The 16,844-nt window shown below is 70.5% G+C and carries 12 protein-coding genes; 4 read left to right on the forward strand and 8 right to left on the reverse strand.

Annotated elements, in window-relative coordinates:
- Positions 1–4 precede the first annotated feature (4 nt).
- Both BM342_RS19285 and BM342_RS19290 read right to left on the reverse strand, forming a co-directional pair.
- Complete coding sequence (locus BM342_RS19285) at positions 5–526, reverse strand: GNAT family N-acetyltransferase (protein ID WP_092969413.1); 522 nt, start codon at positions 524–526, stop codon at positions 5–7.
- 76 nt (positions 527–602) lie between these two features.
- Positions 603–1,361: a MerR family transcriptional regulator gene (locus BM342_RS19290; protein ID WP_092969416.1), complete on the reverse strand. Its 759-nt coding sequence runs from the start codon at positions 1,359–1,361 to the stop codon at positions 603–605.
- A 215-nt stretch (positions 1,362–1,576) separates the two neighbouring features.
- Here BM342_RS19290 and BM342_RS19295 point away from each other — a divergent pair, with 215 nt between their 5' ends.
- Positions 1,577–2,494 carry a DUF4097 family beta strand repeat-containing protein gene (locus BM342_RS19295; RefSeq protein ID WP_092969419.1) on the forward strand — a complete coding sequence of 306 codons (918 nt, stop codon included), beginning with the start codon at positions 1,577–1,579 and terminating at the stop codon, positions 2,492–2,494.
- Positions 2,491–3,162, forward strand: a complete 672-nt coding sequence (locus tag BM342_RS19300; RefSeq protein ID WP_092969422.1) for a PadR family transcriptional regulator — start codon at positions 2,491–2,493, stop codon at positions 3,160–3,162. The genes BM342_RS19295 and BM342_RS19300 overlap by 4 nt, the downstream gene beginning before the upstream one ends.
- 117 nt (positions 3,163–3,279) lie before the next feature.
- On the opposite strand, the gene BM342_RS19305 is transcribed toward BM342_RS19300, so the two are convergent.
- Positions 3,280–3,990 carry a membrane protein YczE gene (locus BM342_RS19305; RefSeq protein ID WP_092969425.1) on the reverse strand — a complete coding sequence of 237 codons (711 nt, stop codon included), beginning with the start codon at positions 3,988–3,990 and terminating at the stop codon, positions 3,280–3,282.
- 62 nt (positions 3,991–4,052) lie between these two features.
- Between BM342_RS19305 and BM342_RS19310 the strand changes: the two genes are divergently transcribed.
- Positions 4,053–5,540, forward strand: coding sequence for a MocR-like transcription factor YczR (locus BM342_RS19310; RefSeq protein WP_092969428.1), 1,488 nt, complete (start codon positions 4,053–4,055; stop codon positions 5,538–5,540).
- A gap of 88 nt (positions 5,541–5,628) precedes the next feature.
- Here the strand turns inward: BM342_RS19310 and BM342_RS19315 are convergent, their stop codons facing one another.
- Positions 5,629–7,008: a chaplin family protein gene (locus tag BM342_RS19315; RefSeq protein WP_092969431.1), complete on the reverse strand. Its 1,380-nt coding sequence runs from the start codon at positions 7,006–7,008 to the stop codon at positions 5,629–5,631.
- A gap of 123 nt (positions 7,009–7,131) precedes the next feature.
- On the reverse strand, positions 7,132–8,247 hold the full coding sequence (locus BM342_RS19320; protein WP_143109946.1) for a hypothetical protein: 1,116 nt from the start codon (positions 8,245–8,247) through the stop codon (positions 7,132–7,134).
- Positions 8,248–8,381: 134 nt separating this feature from the next.
- Here BM342_RS19320 and BM342_RS19325 point away from each other — a divergent pair, with 134 nt between their 5' ends.
- A complete protein-coding gene (locus BM342_RS19325; RefSeq protein ID WP_092969437.1) occupies positions 8,382–11,732 on the forward strand; it encodes an efflux RND transporter permease subunit in 3,351 nt (1,116 codons plus the stop codon).
- Positions 11,733–11,836: 104 nt separating this feature from the next.
- Here the strand turns inward: BM342_RS19325 and BM342_RS19330 are convergent, their stop codons facing one another.
- From BM342_RS19330 to BM342_RS19340, 3 genes are read right to left on the reverse strand one after another with little or no spacing between them, the layout of a single operon-like run.
- Positions 11,837–13,906 carry an ABC transporter ATP-binding protein gene (locus BM342_RS19330; RefSeq protein ID WP_092969440.1) on the reverse strand — a complete coding sequence of 690 codons (2,070 nt, stop codon included), beginning with the start codon at positions 13,904–13,906 and terminating at the stop codon, positions 11,837–11,839.
- On the reverse strand, positions 13,903–15,639 hold the full coding sequence (locus tag BM342_RS19335) for an ABC transporter ATP-binding protein (RefSeq protein ID WP_092969443.1): 1,737 nt from the start codon (positions 15,637–15,639) through the stop codon (positions 13,903–13,905). The genes BM342_RS19330 and BM342_RS19335 overlap by 4 nt, the downstream gene beginning before the upstream one ends.
- A 13-nt stretch (positions 15,640–15,652) precedes the next feature.
- Entirely contained in the window at positions 15,653–16,381 is a 729-nt protein-coding gene (locus tag BM342_RS19340; protein WP_177232273.1) for a TetR/AcrR family transcriptional regulator, read from the reverse strand.
- Positions 16,382–16,844: the final 463 nt, after the last annotated feature.

Below are 16,844 nucleotides of genomic sequence, written 5' to 3' on the forward strand. Positions count from 1 at the left end.
GAGGCTACGCCAGGGGCGCCTCGCGAGCGGCGAGGTCGAACACCCAGTCGTTCGTGTGCAGCACGATGCCCGGCTTGATCTCGAACTCGAGCGGACCGAGCAGGTCGAAGCCGGCCTTTCGGCAGACCGCGTTCGACGGGAGGTTGTCGACGCGGGGATACGCGTGCACGGGCAGCGTCTCGCCGGCGGCGCGTGCGACGTCGAGCATGGCGCGCACGGCCGCGGGCGCGATGCCCAGCCCGCGGTACTCCGCCTCGACCGACCACCCGGATTCGAGCGCCGGCTCGCCCGCGTGCTCGTGCTGCCAGTAGCCGACCATGCCGACGCCCTCGGGATGCCCGGGGATCACGATGCGGAAGTGGCTCGCCGCGCCTTCGGCATGCAGGCGCAGGTACCTGGCGTGGCGCGCGACGACCTGCTCGTCGGTCTCGGGCCCGCCCATCTGGTCCATGAGGTCGGGCGTGTTCGCGCGCCTGAGCACGTCGAGGTCGTCGTCGGACCAGGGTTCGAGCGAGACATCCGTCATGCCCTCACCCAAGCACGCACCACCGACGTCGATGCGGGGGCAATGCCTCGCGGCAGCGCCCCCGCACGGCCAGGCGCTACAGGTTGCGCTCGGCGTACGCCGTCATCGCGTCGCGCACGAACCGGGCGCCGTCGGTGCCGCCGTAGTTCGCGCCGAAGCGCTCGTCGGCCACGTACATCTCGGCGAGGCCGAGGAAGTACTCCCTGCTGGGGCCGGCCGCGGCGCCGCCGGGCGTTCCCGGGATGCCGCGGAGCCACTCGAAGTGGCGCTGCGCGAGCGCCTGCGCCTCGTCGCCCGCCGGGTAGATGCCGCGTTCGCCCGCGGCGACCCAGTCGGCGTTCAGCGATGCCAGCCGTTGCTGCCAGGCCCGCCTCTCGTCGGCGGTCATCGAGCGCCACCACGCGTCGCTCTTCGCGTAGGCGTCCTCGCCCCAACGCTGCTCGACCTCCTCCTTGTACTCGGTGTGGTCGAACCCGTCGAACATCTGCTCTGCCATGAGTCGTTCACCTCCTTCCAATGCGTCGATGGTCTTCTCGACCGACACGATCTGCCGTGCCAGCCGGTGCTGCTCCCCGCGCAGCCACTCGAGGTGGCTCCGCAGGGCATGGGGTGCGCGGTCCTCGCGCTCGAGCACGTCGGCGACCGCGGGGAGGCCGAGGCCGAGCTCGCGCAGCAGCAGGATGCGCTGCAGCCTGACGAGCGCCTCGGCGTCGTAGTAGCGGTAGCCGTTCGGGCCGATGCGCGCCGGCGCGAGCAGCCCGATGTCGTCGTAGTGACGCAGCGTGCGACTCGTGGTTCCGGCGAGCTTCGCGATCTCCTGGATCGACCAGTCCACGGCGGCTCCCTTCCTCTCATGCGGTTCGCCGGGGTGCTCGCCCCGACGGATTCCACGCTAGAGGTTGACGTTACGTCAAGGTCAAGCCCGCGGCATCCGCTCGCCCTTGCATTCCGGCCAGACGCGATATATCGTGTTTGAAGCAGACGCGATATATCGCGATATGGAAGCACCCCGGATGCCGCGGCATCCGCCCGCAACAGAAGGAGCACCCCATGAGCATCGAGCAGTGGGTCATCAACCCCGGCGAGACGCGCGTGATCGACCTCGAACTCGTGCGCCGGCTCAAGGTCGGCCTCATCGGCGGCAAGGTCGACGTCATCGCGCACGACGAGCCCGGTGCACGCGTCGAGATCAGCGGCGTCACCGGCAAGGACCTGAAGGTCTCGATCGTGGGCGACGTGCTCGAGATCGACCACCCGCAGCTCGGCTGGGACAACTTCATCGACGTGTTCAAGGGCTGGGCTGGCAACGCGAAGGCCGACGTGTCGATCCTCGCGCCGCGCCACGTCGCGCTCAAGCTCGGCATGGTCTCGGGCGACGCCCTCATCGCGGGCTTCACGACCGACGGCAAGATCAGCACCGTCTCGGGCAGCGTCGTCGTCGACAACCACGAGGGCGACCTCGACGTGTCGAGCGTCTCGGGCGAGATCTCGATCGGCAACCACGTGGGCGCGATCGACGCGCACTCCGTCTCGGGCGACGTCGTCGCCACGGGCGACATCTACGGCTTCGACGCCGACACGGTCTCGGGCAACATGATCGTCGACGCGCAGGGCACGCCCGGCAAGATCGACACGAACACCGTCTCGGGCTCGCTCACCGTGCGCTACGACGCGGGCGCAGGCGCCCGCTACCGCATCAACACGGTCGGCGGCACGGTGCTGCTCGACGACACCCGCATCAAGGGCGTGCTCGGCAAGGGCTTCGAGCGCGTGACGGGCGAGCTCGCCGGCCGTTGGCTCGACCTCGCCGCGAACAGCGTCTCGGGTTCGATCTCGGTCATGACACGGGCGCGCACGGGTGCGACCGGCGGCGCAGGGGCGACGGATGCCGGCGGATCCGCCGACGCAGAGGCCGGCGCCCAGGCGGGCGGCGCGGGCGCAGAACGCGACGCCGAGGCATCCGTATGACCCCCGTCTTCGCGCACGGCAGCCTGCGCCTCTACCTGCTCGCCCTGCTCGACGAGCGGTCGCGGCACGGGTACGAGCTGATCCAGGCACTGAGCGAGCAGTTCGGCGGCACCTACACGCCGAGTGCGGGCACGATCTATCCCCGGCTCGCCAAGCTCGAAGAAGAGGGACTCGTCACCAAGGCCGCCGACGGGCGCAAGACCGTCTACGAGATCACGGCCGCGGGCCGTGCAGAACTCGAGTCGCGTCGCCACGAGCTCGACGACATCGAGAACGAGGTCACCGACTCGGTGCGACGTCTCGCCGACGGCGTGCGCGCCGAGGTGAACGACGCCATGCGCTCGCTGCGCGCCGAACTCGCGAGCGCGGCCCGCGAGGCCAAGCGCGCGGCCACGACCACGACGGCGGGCGCGAGCTCGACGTCGGGGGGTGCGGGCGGTACGTCGGCCACGGGTTCGGGGTCGGGTTCGGGGTCGGCCGAGAGCGATCGCATCGCATCCGAGCGGGCGCTCCAGGAGGCCGACCTCGCCATCACGGAGTTCCGCCAGCAGCTGCGCACCGACCTGCGCACGCATCGCGATCGCGTGCGCCCCGAGGCGGTCACGCTGCTCAAGGCGCGGCTCGCGCAGGTGCGGGCCGATGTGCTCGCGACCTTCGCCGACCGCTGACCGCCGACCGCTGACGCCGAGGTCGCAGGACGCTGTCGCTCGGGGATCGAGGCGTCTCGAGACCCGGGTGGAGGTACGGCGGGTCGGCGGGTGTCCCTACGCGCCGACCCGCCGGGTTCAGGGGGTCGAAGGGGCCGTCGACGACGGTGCCGGTGACGTCGACTCGCGCTCGCTGGAGGCGCCGGCATCCGCTCGCTCGACCGTCGTGCGCTCGACTGCGGCTCGCTTGATGGCGAACAGCGGGATCGTGTAGCCGCAGAGCGGCCCGATGAGCAGCGCGAACGCGACGGTGCCGATGCCCACGTTGCCGCCGAGCAGCCAACCCGTGGCGAGTACGACAAGCTCGATGCTCGTGCGCACGATCCAGATGCGCCAACCGGTCCTCGCATGGATGCCGGTCATGAGGCCGTCGCGCGGGCCGGGGCCGAAGTGCGCGCCGATGTAGAGGCCGGTCGCCATGGCGAGCACGAGGATGCCGGCCGGCAGCAGCAGGATGCGCACCCAGAGGTCGAGGCCCTCCGGGATCAGCCAGAGGCCGAGATCGGCCGCAGGGCCGACGAGCAGCACGTTCATGATCGTGCCGAAGCCGGGCTTCTGCCGGATCGGGATCCAGAGCAGCAGCACGAACACGCTCGTGATGACGGTGACGAGGCCGAAGTTCAGCCCGGTCTGCTTGGAGATGCCCTGCGTGAGCACGTCCCACGGTGCGACGCCGAGCTCGCCGCGCACGATGAGTGCGATGCCGATGCCGTAGAAGAGCAGTCCGACGTAGAGCTGCACGATTCGGCGTACGAGGATCGGCGCGGGATCGCGGAAGGAGCTGAGCATGACGTCAATCCAATTCCACGATTGGCCTTTTCGTATACATCCAATTCTCCTAAAGTGGCCTGATGGTTGATCGTTCGCTCAGCGCCCGCTCGCTCGAACTGCTGCTCGGCGACTGGCGCGGCCGTGGCAGCGCCTACGAGTCGCTGGCCGACCGCATCCGACTGCTCGTCGTCGACGGGCGCATCCCCGTCGAGACGCGCCTGCCTGCCGAACGCGACCTCGCGGACCGCCTGGGCGTGAGCCGCACGACCGTCGCCGCGGCCTATCGTCGGCTGCGCGAGCTCGACCACCTGCACAGCGTGCGCGGGTCGGGCAGCGTGGCCCGACTGCCCGGTGCTCCCGCGATCCTGCCCGCGGCGTTCGAGTCCGAGTACCTCGACTTCTCGAAGGCCGCGCCGCCGGCCCTGCCGTGGCTGTCCGACCTCGCGCGCGAAGCCGCAGCGGACCTGCCAGGCCACCTCGGCGACTCGGGGTACGACCCGATCGGCATCCTGCCCCTGCGACAGGCGATCGCCGACCGCTACGCGCAGCGCGGACTGCCGACCTCGCCCGACCAGATCATGGTGACGATCGGCGCGCAGCACGCCATCGCGCTCGTCTCGCGCGCGGTGCTCGGCCGCGGCGACCGCGCCCTCATCGAGATGCCGACCTACCCGCACGCCTACGAGGCCTTGAGGGGTGCCGGCGCCCGGCTCGTGGGCTCGCCCGTCGTGCCGCACGCCGGCGCGGGGCCGAAGGGGGCCACCGGGGCAGGGGCCGGTGCCGCGGCCGCGCTCGACGCCGACCGCGAGGAGGCCGCGAGCCTCGTGCAGTCCATCCGCCACTCGAATCCGGCGATCGCGTACCTCATGCCCGACTTCCAGAACCCGACCGGGCGCACCATGAGCCGGGAGTCCCGGGCGCGCGTGCTCGACGCCGCGGCGCGGCAGGGCACCGTCGTCATGGCCGACGAGACGATCGCCGAGCTCGACATCGACCGGGCCGAGACGTTCCCGCCCATGGCTGCCGATGGCCCCGCCGTGCTCATCGGCAGCGTCGGCAAGACGATCTGGGGCGGCATCCGAGTCGGCTGGATCCGCGCCGACCGACCGCTCATCCGTCGCCTGCTCGCCGTCCGGGCCCCGGGCGACCTCGGCACGCCGATCCTCGAGCAACTGCTCGTCGCACGTGCGATCGAGCGCATGGACGACGTGCTCGCCCTGCGACGGGAGCAACTGCTCGCGGGTCGTGAGCTCGTCGAGCGTCGCGTGGCCGAGCTGCTGCCCGAGTGGCAGGTGCCGCACGTCGACGGCGGCATCGTGACGTGGATCGGCCTCGGCGCTCCCGTGAGCTCGCAGCTCGTGCTCGCCGCCAGGCAGGAGGGCCTCATCATCACGGCCGGCCCGCGGTTCGGCGTCGACGGCGCGTTCGAGCGGTTCCTCCGCGTGCCGATCTGCCAGAGCCTCGAGGCGACGGATGCCGCGCTGCAGGCGCTCGCGCGCGCGTGGCGCTCGCTCGGCGGGGTGCCGCTCGGCGAGCCCGACCCCGAGCTGCTGGCCTCCGTGGTCTGACGCGAGGCCCGACGCGAGGGCTGACGCGAGGCCTGCGGGCGCGCGGACGGTCGGGGCCGCCGAGACTCGGCGACCCCGACCGTGGCACTCAGCGGCGCTTCGGCTGCCGCCGGAGGCCGATGAGTCCGAGCCCTGCTGCCAGCAGGAGGCCGCCCAGCGAGAGCCAGTTCGACTCGAAGCCGGTCGAGGCGAGCGACCCGTCCGAGGCGACGGCCGTCACGGCGCCGCTCGCGACGCTCGATCCGCTGCCGCCCGAGGTTCCGGGCGTGCCCGGCTCACTCGGCGTTCCCGGGTCCACGGGGTCCGTGGGGTCGACCGGGTCGACCGGGTCCACGGGGTCCACGGGGTCGGTCGGGTCGGTCGGGTCGGTCGGGTCGCCGGGAAGGACGACCGTCCTCGATCCACCGGTCGCGCTGTCGCCGATGACCGAGACGGCATTGCCGCCGACGGTGATCGGCAGCGAGACGCTCGGGATCAGCTGGGTTCCCCCGAGCAGTCCGCCGAGGCCGGAGGTCGACGGGGTTCCGCCGCCGGCTCCGGTCGTCGGCGTCACGGTCGTCGCGGCATCCGTCGACGAGGAGTCGCCGACGACCGAGATCGCGTTGCCGCCGACCGTGACCGGCACGACGGCGCCGATGATCGCCTGCGCGCCGCCGAGCAGCGAGTCGTCGCCGCTCGTCGACGCGCCGTCTCCGGCGCCCGTGGACGTGCCGGGTGCGACCTCGGTCGCCGCGCCCTCCGACGACGAGTCGCCGACGACGCTGATGGCGTTGCCGCCGACGGTGACCGGGATCGCGACGTCGACGAGGCCCTGGAGCCCGCCGAGCAGCGAGTCGTCGCCGGAGGTCGAGGCGCTGCCCTCGCTTCCGACTGTCGCCTCGTTCGGCGCGACGGAGGTGCCCCCATCGGTCGATGAGGAGTCGCCGACGACCGAGATCGCGTTGCCGCCGACCGTGACCGGGATCGCGGCGTCTACGACCGCCTGGGTGCCGCCGAGCAGCGAGTCGTCGCCGTTCGTGGTGGCCGCTCCGGCGGTTGGCTCGGCAGCTGGTGCCGGTGCGACCTCGGTCGCCGCGCCCTCCGACGACGAGTCGCCGACGACGCTGATGGCGTTGCCGCCGACGGTGACCGGGATCGCGACGTCGACGAGGCCCTGGAGCCCGCCGAGCAGCGAGTCGTCGCCGTTCGTGGTCGCCGCCTCGGCGGCCGGCTCGGCAGCAGGTGCCGGTGCGGGTGCCGGTGCGACCTCGGTCGCGGCATCCGACGAGCTGGAGTCGCCGATGACCGAGATGCCGTTGCCCGAGAGGGTGACCGGAACCGAGATCGAGACGAGCGCCTGCGTGCCCGAGAGGATGCCGTCGTCGCCGCTCGTCTCCGAGGCGTGCGCGACGCCGGCGCCGAGGAGCGTGAGCCCTCCGGTGACGAGGGCGGCGTACAGCGCCCTCGTGGCGAATCGCTTGAGATCCATGGTGTTGCTCCTGACTGATCGTGTGGGTTGCCCGGCGCCGCGATGCGGAGCGGGCGATGACCGTGACCGCCGTGCTCGTGGCGCGCCGATTGCGCGCCCGGCGAGCGGGCGGTGCGGTCCCCGTCAGTCGGGGGTGGTGTCGGTCGCGAAGACCGGCGACGACGGCAGCGCGTCGTCGACCGAGGAGAGCGTGCGCGACGCGGTGGCGTCGAGCGCCTGCGAGGCGTCGATCGCGTCGGACCCGATGAGGCCGGCAGCCGAGCCGGAACCCGCGCTCGGGCCGCCGGCGGGCAGCGGCGCACCGGATGGGCCGCCTGCATCTGCGGGAGGAGCAGCGGAGCGGATGTCGCCGATCGGTGCGGAGGCGACGATCGCGTCGGGCGGCGCGAGGCCGAGATCCGATGCGTACTGTGCGCCGGATGTCGCGGCACGCGCCTGCCCCGCGGAACCGGTCGATCCGGGGGGCCCCGAGGGCCCGGCGGGCTCGACCGTCGCCGGCGGTGTCGGAGGCAGGGCGGGCTCTTCGCCCTCGGACCCGCCGCCGGGCGTGACGATGCCGGGCAGGAGCGGCACGTCGGGCAGACCGGGCAGCACGCCGCCCGGAAGGTCGCCGGTCGAGCCGATGATCCCGCCGAGCAGGTCGTCGACGCCGTTCGTCACCGGAGCGATCACGCCGCCGAGACCGCCGTCGCCGACCAGTCCGCCGACGGCGCCGCCGACGACCGGAACCTCGCCCACCACGCGGTCGACCACGCCGACCACGGGATCGACGATGCCTCCGACGGTGCCGCCGCTCGCGACATCCGTCACCGCCTGCGTCGTCTCGGCGACCACGTCGACGGTCGCGTCGTCCGCCGTGTCGAGCACGGCGTCGACCGTGCCGGTGGCGCCGTCGACGACCGCGGGCACGACGGCGACGACCGGTGCAACGGGCTCGGGCACGATCTCGACGACCGGTTCGAGCGCGGTGTTCACGGGTTCGACGACGACGCCGACCACCGCTCCGAGCGTGTCGCCCACGGTGTCGGTGGTCGCCGAGACCCCGCCGAGCAGCGAGCCGACGGCGCCGAGCAGGCCGCGGCCTCCGCCGTCGTCGGCCGAAGCGCTCTGGGCGCCCGAGAACAGGGAGACGGTGAGCCATGCGGCGGAGATGCCGACGCCGAGGAGTGCGTATCGCACGCCGACGCGGGGCGTCGCGTTCGTGCGCAGCGCGCTCGTCGTCGAATCCAACCGGATCACCCCCATCCTGTCTGCACCATATCGGGTGTCCCCCGAACAGGGCTAGTGGTGCGCGCACGATCCGGAGACTCGGTCCTCGCTTTCACAGGCATCCGTGACCGAATCCGACCCCGTGCACTGCGAGGATTGACCCCATGTCACTGCTCGCTGCGCTCAGCATGAAGAACCGCGCGCTCATCGCCCTCGTCACGGTCGTCGTGGCGATCTTCGGCGGAATCTCGCTGACCACCCTGAAGCAGGAGCTCGCGCCGTCGATCTCCTTCCCGCAGCTGTCGATCATCACCCAGTACCCCGGCGCCTCGCCCGACGTGGTGAACACCGACGTCTCGACGCCGATCGAGACCGCGATCCAGGGCATCACCGGGCTCGAGGACACGTCGACGAACAGCTCGACGGGCGTCTCGCGAGTCACCGCGAGCTTCACGTACGGCACCGACCTCGCCTTCGCCGAGCAGAAGCTGCTCTCGTCGATCAACCGCATCTCGAGCCAGCTGCCCGACGACGTCGACCCGCAGGTGCTCGCACTCAGCCTCGACGACTTCCCCGTGCTGCAGATCGCCGTCACCGGCGCCGACGACACGGCGGCGCTCTCCGACGAGCTGACGCGCACGACGCTCGGCGAGATCAAGGACGTCGACGGCGTGCGCGACGCGACCCTGGTCGGCGACTCCGGCCAGCGCGTCACGATCACGCCCGACCCCGCGAAGCTCGCGTCGTACGGCCTCACCTCGCAGGCCATCGGCGACGCGCTCGCGCAGAACGGCGTGCTCATCCCCGCCGGCTCGATCACCGAGGGCGACAAGACCTACGCCGTGCAGACGGGCGCCCGCATCGGGAGCATCGACGAACTCGCCGCGCTTCCCGTGCTGGGCGGCACCGAGGCGGCCCCGGTCGCACCCGATGCCGCAGCCGGCGCGCTGCCCGACGGCACGGCGATTCCCGGTGCCGGTGCCGTCGCGGCCGCGAGCGTCCCGGTGGCCCTCGCGATCGACGACGTGGCCTCCGTCGCGCTCGACGAGAACCCGGTCACGAGCATCTCGCGCGTGAACGGCGAGCCCGCGCTCACGATCCAGGTCACGAAGCTGCCGGCAGCCAACACGGTCGACGTCTCGACGGCGGTCACGGCGCTGCTGCCCGACCTGCAGGCCTCGCTCGACAGCACGAACCCCGGAGCCGAGTTCACGGTCGTCTTCGACCAGGCGCCCTACATCCAGCAGTCGATCGAATCGCTCGCGACCGAGGGCCTGCTCGGGCTCGCGTTCGCCGTCATCGTGATCCTGCTGTTCTTGCTCTCGGTGCGCGCGACCCTCGTCACCGCGATCTCGATCCCGACGTCGGTGCTGATCACCTTCATCGGGCTGCAGGCCACCGGCTACACGCTGAACATCCTGACCCTCGGCGCGCTGACGATCGCGATCGGCCGCGTGGTCGACGACTCGATCGTCGTCATCGAGAACATCAAGCGGCATCTCGTCGCCGGGGTCGACAAGGCCGAGACGATCGTGCACGCCGTGCGCGAGGTCGCCGGAGCGATCACGGCTTCGACCATCACGACGGTCGCGGTGTTCGTGCCGATCGCGCTCGTCGAGGGCGTGACCGGCGAACTGTTCCGTCCGTTCTCGCTGACGGTCACGATCGCGCTGCTCGCCTCGCTGCTCGTGTCGCTCACGATCGTGCCCGTGCTCGCGTACTGGTTCCTCAAGCCCGCCAAGGTGCACGCGCACGGCGGCGAAGGGGCGACGGATGCCGCGGCGGCGGCGTTCGTCGATCAGGCGGGCAAGGGCGCTCCCGACGAGCTCGAGCACCCGTCGCGCCTGCAGCGCGGGTACCTGCCGATCATCGCCTGGACCCTGAAGCACAGCTTCGTGACGATCATCATCGCGCTGCTCGTGCTCGGCGGCACGGTCGCGATGGTCCCCCTGATGAAGACCAACTTCCTCGGTTCGTCGGGCCAGAACACGTTCCAGGTCACCCAGGAGCTCCCCGTGGGTTCGAGCCTCGACGCCATGGACGCGGCATCCGAGCCCGTCGAACAGGCGATCCTCGACACCGAGGGCGTCGAGACCGTGCAGACCTCGATCGGGTCGGGCAGCGGACTCGCCGCGATCTTCGGCGGCGGCGGCGCGACGGTCACCTACTCGATCACCACCGATGAAGACGCCGACCAGGAGGCGCTGCAGGCCGACGTTCGCGAGAGCCTCGACGGGCTCTCCGACGTGGGCCAGGTCACGCTCACCGCGTCGAGCGGGTTCGGGGCGTCGAACGACATCGCGGTGAACATCACCGCGTCGAACGCCGAAGACCTGCAGGCGGCGACCGATGCGATGGTCGACGAGTTCGAGAGCTTCGACTCGCTGACGCAGGTCAGCTCGAACCTGTCCGAGTCGCGCGAGTACATCGCCGTCGAGATCGACCGCGACGCGGCGGCCGATGCCGGGTTCTCCGAGGTGGCGCTCGGCGGGTTCGTGTCGGGCAAGATGTCGCCGCAGGCCAAGGGCTCCGTCGTCATCGACGAGCAGACGCTCACGATCTACATCGCCGACGAGAACCCCCCGACCACGGTCGAGGAGCTCCAGGGCCTCGAGGTGCCGACGGCGACCGGCCTGGTTCGCCTCGACACCCTGGCGACGGTCGAGACGGTCGACGGCCCCACCTCGATCACGACCGTGCAGGGTCTGCGCAGCGCGACCGTCACGGCGACCCCGGCCGGCGACGACCTCACGGCGGCCAACGCCGACGTGTCGACCGCGCTCGCCGAGGTCGACCTGCCCGCGGGCACGACCGCCGAGATCGGCGGCGTGTCGGCCGACCAGGCCGAGTCGTTCTCGCAGCTCGGACTCGCGCTGCTCGCCGCGATCCTCATCGTGTACATCGTGATGGTCGCGACGTTCCGCTCGCTGCTCCAGCCGCTGCTGCTGCTCGTCTCGGTGCCGTTCGCGGCGACGGGTGCCATCGCCCTGCAGGTCATCACGGGCGTGCCGCTCGGCGTCCCCTCGCTGATCGGCGTGCTGATGCTCGTCGGCATCGTGGTGACGAACGCGATCGTGCTCGTCGACCTCGTGAACCAGTACCGCGATCGAGGCATGAACGTGCGCGACGCGCTCGTGCACGGCGCCTCGCGACGACTGCGCCCGATCCTCATGACGGCTCTGGCGACGATCTTCGCCCTCGTGCCGATGGCCCTCGGCGTCACCGGCCACGGCGGGTTCATCTCGCAGCCCCTCGCGATCGTCGTGATCGGCGGACTGCTCTCGTCGACCGTGCTCACGCTCGTCGTGCTGCCCGTGCTCTACAACCTCGTCGAGGGCGGGCGCGAGCGTCGCGCGGCCAAGCGCGCGGCGCGTGCCGAGGCCGCCGAGACCGCAGATGCCGCCACGGAGCCCGCACTGGTTCCCGCCGGTCGAGGAGCGGAGCCTCTCGAGACGAGCGCATCCGACGAGGCGTCCGAGCCCGACGAGCCCACCGAGCCGAAGCTCGGAGCCTGACCCGGCCCAAGGCCCGCCCGAACGGCGAGGGGCCGCATGCGATCACTCGCATGCGCCCCTCGGCCGTTCCCGCCGGATCCTGCCCGGCTCGAGGCATCCGTCGATCAGACCTGCTCGTCGACCGGTGCCTCGAACTGCGCGTTGTAGAGGCGGTAGTACGCGCCCTTCGCGGCGAGCAGCTGCGTGTGCGAGCCCTGCTCGACGATCGAGCCGTCCTCCATCACGAGGATCACGTCGGCGTCGCGGATCGTCGAGAGCCGGTGCGCGATGACGAAGCTCGTGCGGTTCTCGCGCAGGGCGGCCATGGCCTTCTGCACGAGCACCTCGGTGCGCGTGTCGACCGAGCTCGTCGCCTCGTCGAGGATCAGCACGTTCGGCCGGGCGAGGAACGCCCTGGCGATGGTGATGAGCTGCTTCTCGCCGGCCGAGAGGTTGCCGGCCTCGTCGTCGAGCACGGTGTCGTACCCGTCGGGCAGTGCGTGCACGAACCGGTCGACGTAGGCGGCCACGGCCGCTGCGAGGATCTCCTCCTCGGTGGCATCCGGTCGCCCGTAGGCGATGTTGTCGCGGATCGTGCCCCCGAACAGCCAGGTGTCCTGCAGCACCATGCCCGTGCGCGAGCGCAGGTCGTCGCGGGTCATGTCGTTGATGTCGACGCCGTTGTAGGTGATGCGACCCGAGTCGACGTCGTAGAACCGCATGATGAGGTTCACGAGCGTCGTCTTGCCTGCACCCGTCGGCCCGACGATCGCGACCGTCGAGCCCGGCTCGGCCACGAGGTCCATGTGCTCGATGAGCGGCTTGTCGGGCGAGTAGCTGAACGAGACGTCCTCGAACGCCAGGCGCGCGCCGGCCTCGCCGCCTTCCGCGACGGATGCCGGTGACGCCGGCGTCTCGGGGTCGGCGTCCTGCTCGTCTGCGTCGAGCAGCTCGAAGATGCGCTCGGCGCTCGCGACGCCCGACTGCAGCAGGTTGGCCATGGAGCCGAGCTGGCTGAGCGGCTGCGTGAACTGGCGGGAGTACTGGATGAACGCCTGCACGTCGCCGAGCCGCATGGTGCCGCCGGCGACCATGAGCCCGCCCACGACGGCGATGGCGACATATACGAGGTTCCCGACGAACATCATGGCCGGCATGATGATGCCCGACACGAACTGGGCGCCGAAGCTCGCCGTGTACAGCTCGTCGTTCTTGGCGTCGAATGCCTCGTCGACCTCCTTCTGGCGGCCGAACACCTTGACGAGCGAGTGCCCCGTGAAGGTCTCCTCGATCCGTGCGTTGAGCATGCCGGTGTGCTTCCACTGGGCGGCGAACATCTTCTGCGATCGCTTCGCGATGACGACCGTGATGACCGCCGAGAGGGGGATCGTCACGAGCGCCACGAGGGCGAGCACTGGCGAGATGGTGAACATCATGACCAGCACGCCGACGACCGTCAGCAGCGAGGTCAGCATCTGGCTCATGGTCTGCTGCAGGCTCTGCGACACGTTGTCCATGTCGTTGGTGACCCGCGAGAGCACCTCGCCGCGCTGCATGCCGTCGAAGTACTTCAACGGCAGGCGGTTGATCTTCTCCTCGACGTCCTCGCGCAGGCGGTACACCGTGCGCTGGATTGCGCCGTTCAGCACCCAGCCCTGCAGCCACATGAACAGCGAGGCCAGCAGGTAGAGCGCGAGCACGCCCATGAGCACCATGCCGAGCGCCTGGAAGTCGATGCCCGCACCGACGCTGAAGTCGTTCATCGCCGAGACCATGTTGGCGATGTCGTCCTGACCGGCGGCCCGCAGCATCTCGACGGCCTGCGCCTGCGTGGTGCCGGCCGGCATCTGCCCGCCGAGTGCCGACGAGACGACGCCCTCGAAGATGATGTTCGTGCCCTCGCCGAGCAGTTTCGGCCCGAGCACGCTGAAGACGACGCCGATGATGGCGAGCACGGTCACGCTGATGACGGGCCACGCCTCGGGGCGGAGCCGCCCGATGAGCCGCTTCGCCGACGGCCAGAAGTCGATGGCCTTCTGCACGGGCGCCTGCGCGCCGCCGCCGAACGGACCGCCGCCGCGGCGGGGAGGTGCGGCGGGCGCGGGCGCCGCCTCGGCCTCCGAGGCGACCTCGGCCTGGGTGGCCGCGCTGATCGAGCCGGTATCGGGCTGTGCGTCGCGCTGCTCGGTGGTCATGCTGCGGCCTCCTCGGCGCTGAGCTGGCTGGAGACGATCTCCTCGTAGGTGGGCGAGCTCGCGAGGAGCTCCTCGTGGGTGCCGCGGGCGACGATCTCGCCGTGCTCGAGCACGAGGATCTGGTCGGCGTCGACGATGCTCGAGACCCGCTGGGCGACCACGAACATCGAGGCGTCTCCGATGTCGGCGCGGAGGGCGCGGCGCAGGCGGCCGTCGGTCGCGACGTCGAGTGCCGAGAACGAGTCGTCGAAGACGTAGATCTCCGGTCGTTTCACGAGCGCCCTCGCGATCGCCAGTCGTTGGCGCTGTCCGCCCGAGACATTGGTGCCGCCCTGCGCGATGGGGGCGTCGAGGCCTCCCTTCAGCGCCGAGACGAACCCGCGCGCCTGAGCCACCTCGAGCGCGTGCCAGAGCTCGTCGTCCGTGGCATCCGGCTTTCCGTATCGCAGGTTGGAAGCGACCGTGCCCGAGAACAGGTAGGGCTTCTGCGGCACCAGCCCGATGCGCTCCCAGAGTGCGTCGGGCTCGAGGTCGCGCACGTCGACGCCGTCGATGCGCACGCTGCCCTCGGTCGCGTCGAAGAGCCGGGGGAGCAGGTTGACGAGGGTCGTCTTGCCTGCGCCGGTGCTGCCGATGACCGCCGTCGTCGTGCCCGGCTCGGTCAGGAAGGTCAGGTTGCGCAGCACGGGGGATTCGGCACCGGGGTAGGCGAAGCTCACGTCGTCGAGCTCGATCGCGCCGTGCATGCTGAGCTCGCGGGCGGGCTGCAGCGGGGGCACGACGCTCGAGGTCGTGTCGAGCACCTCGCCGATGCGGTCGGCGCTCACCGACGCGCGCGGGATCATCACGGCCATGAACGTCGCCATCATGACGGCCATGAGGATCTGCATCAGGTACTGCAGGAATGCCATGAGGGTTCCGACCTGCATGCTGCCGTCCTCGATGCGGAATGCGCCGAACCACAGCACCGCGACGCTCGACACGTTGAGCACGGCCATCACGACCGGGAACATGAGGGCCATGAGGCGACCGGCGCGAGTCGCGACATCCGTGATCTCGGCATTCGCGACCTCGAATCGGTCGCGTTCCTCCGGCTCGCGCACGAAGGCGCGGATCACCCTGATGCCGGTCAGCTGCTCGCGGAGCACGAGGTTCACGCGGTCGATCTTCTTCTGCATGACCCGGAACAGCGGCACCATGCGCGTCACGATGAGGCCGACGGCGATGAGCAGCACGGGCACGCTGATCGCGATGAGCCACGACAGCTCGAGGTCCTGCTGCATGGCCATGATCACCCCGCCGATCGCGAGGATCGGAGCCGAGACGAGCATGGTCGACGTCATGAGCACGAGCATCTGCACCTGCTGCACGTCGTTCGTCGTGCGCGTGATGAGCGATGGGGCGCCGAACTTCGAGACCTCGCGCTCCGAGAACTCGCCGACCTTGCGGAACACCCCGCGACGGAGGTCCCGGCCGACGGCCATGGCGACCTTCGCGCCGAAGTAGACGGCGGTGATCGAGCAGGCGACCTGGAGCAGGGTGATGAGCAGCATCCAGCCGCCCGTCGTCAGGATGTACGCGGTGTCGCCGGTGGCGACGCCCTGGTCGATGATGTCGGCGTTGAGCGTCGGCAGGTACAGGGAGGCCATCGACTGCGCGAGTTGGAACACGATGACGCCCACGACCAGCCCCCAGTACGGCTGGACGTAGCGCTTCAACAGGGTGAGGAGCATGCGGTGCGGCTTTCTACGCGGAGACGGATGCGGTGGACGGCGATGCGGTGGACGGCGGCACGGTGGGCGGCGCGGTGGAGGGCGGCACGATGAAGGGCGAGTCGATGACGGATGCCGCGGCGCGGCGTTCGTCGGCGGGTGCGGGCGTGCCGCCGGCATCCGCTCGTGCCGAGAACCCGTGCAGGAGCAGTTCGCTGATCTCGCCCGCGGGCACGATGTCGCCGTTGGTGATCATCGGGTGCGTCATCGAGAAGGTCGCGTACCGGATGAACTGGGCCGCACGCCGCGGTGGGACGGCGAGCTGCTCGCGGTGCGGCAGCAGCACGTCGGTGATCGCCTGGATGACGGGCTCGTTGTCCGGCGGGCGCCGCTTGGCCTGTTCGGGGGTGCGCTCGTGGAAGCCGAGGATCGCGACGAGCGCGAAGATCTGCTCGGTGCGGTGCTGCGTGAGCTCGACGATGGTGCGGATCACGTCCTCGAGCTCGGCGGACGCCGGGATCTCCCGGATCGCGTCGACCATGGAGGTCGCCTCGATGTGCCGGTGGATCGAGTCGTGGATGAGCTCGTCCTTGTCCTGGAACACGGAGTACAGCGTGCCCTCGGCCACCCCGGCCGCCTCGGCGAGCTGCTTGCTGGTCACGTCGCGCCCGTACTGCACGAGCAGCGGCACCGCCGCGTCCATGATCGAGGCGCGTCGCTCGTCGCGACTCAGCGGCTTCGCCCGTCGTGTGCGTTCGGTCATGAGTGCGATCATAACTGAATGAGCGCTCACTCAGAAGACTCATCGCAGATGAGCGGCTGTTTCGAGGTGGCCTGTTCGAGCGAGCGGATGCCGGCGGCGGGCGCGGATGTCGGCCGTCACCGCGGAGCGCGGGCGCCCCGGCTCACGTGCGACACGCCCGGGGTGTGTGTTGGATTTGTGTGGTCGGGGTGGGGGTGCGTATGTTTATCCATGTCGCCGCGGCGGTCGGGTCTTCGGGCCGGATGGTCGGGTGCGGTTCTAGCCAAATAACCTCGAAGGCGCAGGAATGCGACTCGGTGATTTCAAGTCTAGGATTGAACCTTTCTCCTCTTGGTGTTCTCAGCTGGTTTCCGGTTTGGGTGTGCTGGGTGGTGGTATGGTTGGCAGGTTGCCCTGAATTGCAGGTCCACGGGTTGTGGGTGTCTGGTTTTGTGGCGTCTGGTTCTTGAGAACTCAACAGCGT

Origin of the sequence: Agromyces sp. CF514 (assembly GCF_900113185.1) — a bacterium.
Classification (GTDB): domain Bacteria; phylum Actinomycetota; class Actinomycetes; order Actinomycetales; family Microbacteriaceae; genus Agromyces.

Coding starts and splice junctions, on each gene's coding strand:
- BM342_RS19285 (WP_092969413.1), bottom strand. CDS start 526: ATGACGGATGTCTCGCTCGAACCCTGGTCCGACGACGACCTCGACGTG.
- BM342_RS19295 (WP_092969419.1), top strand. CDS start 1,577: ATGAGCATCGAGCAGTGGGTCATCAACCCCGGCGAGACGCGCGTGATC.
- BM342_RS19300 (WP_092969422.1), top strand. CDS start 2,491: ATGACCCCCGTCTTCGCGCACGGCAGCCTGCGCCTCTACCTGCTCGCC.
- BM342_RS19305 (WP_092969425.1), bottom strand. CDS start 3,990: ATGCTCAGCTCCTTCCGCGATCCCGCGCCGATCCTCGTACGCCGAATC.
- BM342_RS19310 (WP_092969428.1), top strand. CDS start 4,053: ATGGTTGATCGTTCGCTCAGCGCCCGCTCGCTCGAACTGCTGCTCGGC.
- BM342_RS19315 (WP_092969431.1), bottom strand. CDS start 7,008: ATGGATCTCAAGCGATTCGCCACGAGGGCGCTGTACGCCGCCCTCGTC.
- BM342_RS19325 (WP_092969437.1), top strand. CDS start 8,382: ATGTCACTGCTCGCTGCGCTCAGCATGAAGAACCGCGCGCTCATCGCC.
- BM342_RS19330 (WP_092969440.1), bottom strand. CDS start 13,906: ATGACCACCGAGCAGCGCGACGCACAGCCCGATACCGGCTCGATCAGC.
- BM342_RS19335 (WP_092969443.1), bottom strand. CDS start 15,639: ATGCTCCTCACCCTGTTGAAGCGCTACGTCCAGCCGTACTGGGGGCTG.
- BM342_RS19340 (WP_177232273.1), bottom strand. CDS start 16,381: ATGACCGAACGCACACGACGGGCGAAGCCGCTGAGTCGCGACGAGCGA.